At 33.9% G+C, this 1,196-nt stretch carries 1 protein-coding gene; it reads left to right on the top strand.

The features are described from left to right. Positions 1-1,196 (top strand): DUF4118 domain-containing protein (locus BZG78_RS15245; protein ID WP_131826099.1); only part of this gene is annotated, 1,196 nt, incomplete at both ends.

Here is a 1,196-nt window from a genome sequence, read left to right as displayed (position 1 = left end):
TGGTAATATTGTATTTATTTATGTTTTTCTAATCATAATGGTTGGTACCAAGTTCGGTGCTAGGCCTGCTATTAATACTGCGTTCTGGTCTTTCCTTTCATTCAATTTCTTTTTAACAGAGCCTAAGTTAACTCTTAATGTTTATAGTCAGGATGATATAGCTACACTTATTTTTCTTGTTGTTATTGGTTTTGTTAGTGGTCCTGCAGCTTCTAAAATAAGAAATCAGTTTTTATTGCTAAAAGAGGCCAATAGATATGCAGAGACATTGCGTGACTTAGCACAGAGTTTGTCTATTATTAAAGATGAAAAATCTTTATGGCATACACTATCGCATCATGTTTCATTGCTTACCAATGTGAAGTGCGAAATATATATTAACCATGGTAATGGTTCTGGTGGCTTTCTAAAAGAAGGAACATTTAGTTTAACGCCTGTCGAGCGCTCTGCTCTTGATTGGTCTGTTAAAAATTCGCGTCAATCAGGTAAGTTTACAAAAACACTGTCATCTTCTAACTATACGTTTATTCCTTTAGTTGTAGAAGAGTCTGTCGCTGCTGTTGTTATCATAATATGGGAAAAAGAAGATGAATATTTTTCTGCGTTTGATAACGATGTCATTTACAGTATGCTTAAACAAGCATCTGATACATTACAAAGAATTAGACTTGCTAAAGATCTAGAGCGATCCAAGCTACATGCTGAAGTTGAACAGCTTAGATCAACATTGCTTTCATCTGTATCACATGACTTAAAGTCGCCATTATCAGCAATGATGGGTGCGGCGGAAACATTGAGAGAGTTAGATGAAAAACTAACATTACAAGATAGATTTGAACTGGTTGATACCATTATTCAAGAAAGTAGCCGTTTAGATAACTATATCCAAAATCTTTTAGATATAACCAAGTTTAGTGATAAGGGTGTGAAAATAGAAAAAGACTGGGTGTCGATTGATGATATCATATCCAGTGTGCTTAAAAGGTTATACAGGTTTTTTAAAGGTTCAAAAGTAAAATACGAAAAAGAAGGAGAAGGGAGCTTACTTTATGTTCAAACAGAGTTAATTGAACAAGCTATTTACAATATAGTCGAAAATGCGTCTAGATATACTCCAGATAATGACTATGTTTCAATTAGAGTGAAATTTAATGATAGATATTGCCTTGTTAGTATTGAGGATAACGGTCCAGGGA

This window comes from Salinivibrio sp. MA351 (genome assembly GCF_001996065.1).
GTDB lineage: Bacteria > Pseudomonadota > Gammaproteobacteria > Enterobacterales > Vibrionaceae > Salinivibrio > Salinivibrio costicola.
This window is presented reverse-complemented; position numbering and strand designations above follow the sequence as displayed.